This window comes from Sulfitobacter sp. 15WGC, from assembly GCF_005068605.1.
Lineage (GTDB): Bacteria > Pseudomonadota > Alphaproteobacteria > Rhodobacterales > Rhodobacteraceae > Sulfitobacter > Sulfitobacter faviae.
In genome coordinates this window covers 1-249 of sequence record NZ_SZNL01000227.1, presented here as the reverse complement: position 1 = coordinate 249, position 249 = coordinate 1, and the positions used below count along the sequence as shown (strand labels likewise).

At 52.6% G+C, this 249-nt stretch carries 1 pseudogene; it reads left to right on the top strand.

The features are described 5' to 3' along the window. Positions 1-249 (top strand): annotated as a pseudogene (locus FCK22_RS19165) (hypothetical protein); the annotation flags it as partial.

Genomic DNA, 249 nt, shown 5'->3' with positions numbered 1-249 from the left:
GGAAACCGGCAGCCCCATCATTCGGAGATTTTTTTCTGGTGGATCAGAGATTTGACTTACTGGGTGACCCTATCCCTGAGGGGCGCGGTGGTCCGGGTCGAACCGGTCATATCGCCACTTCAAAAAAATGCGAGCAAGATCAGAGCTTTGCTGGTCGCGGGTTTGAACAACTCACAGATCGCGCGGGAACTGGGCATCAGCGTACCCACACTGAGGAAGCATTATTTTCAAAGTGGGAAAATCAAGGCC